Genomic DNA, 402 nt, shown 5'->3' with positions numbered 1-402 from the left:
ACGGACTGACACTCAATGCCGTCGATGGCGTAGTCTGGCATACGCAGGACACGCCTGAAAATGCAGAGGCCTTCGGTAAGGCTTCGAACCAGCACGGTGAACGCGGATATCCTCAGGTCCGCATGGTCTGCCTGATGGAACTGAGCAGTCACCTGTTGCGGGCCAGTGTGATGGACAGTTACGACGTGAACGAGATGCGCCTGGCGGCAAAGCTGGCAGCCAGCGCGCCGGATAACAGTATTACGCTGTTCGATAAGGGTTTTTACTCTTTAGGCCTGCTACATGACTGGCATAATGCGGGCGAAAATCGCCACTGGCTGACGCCGCTGAAAAAGAACACGCAGTACGAGGTGGTGTGTAAGCTCGGCAAACAGGACGAGCTGATACGGCTGAAAACGTCAC

1 protein-coding gene is annotated in these 402 nt (G+C 55.7%); it reads left to right on the top strand.

The annotated features are described in order from the left end of the window. A partial coding sequence (locus tag LC431_RS26235) for a transposase (RefSeq protein WP_223510487.1) occupies positions 1-402 on the top strand: 402 nt, incomplete at both ends.

It is taken from the genome of Rahnella sp. GSA61A (genome assembly GCF_019969905.1).
GTDB classification, from domain to species: domain Bacteria; phylum Pseudomonadota; class Gammaproteobacteria; order Enterobacterales; family Enterobacteriaceae; genus Rahnella; species Rahnella aceris.
Note: the sequence above shows the minus strand (reverse complement) of the source record. Positions and strands in the feature narration are given on the sequence as shown.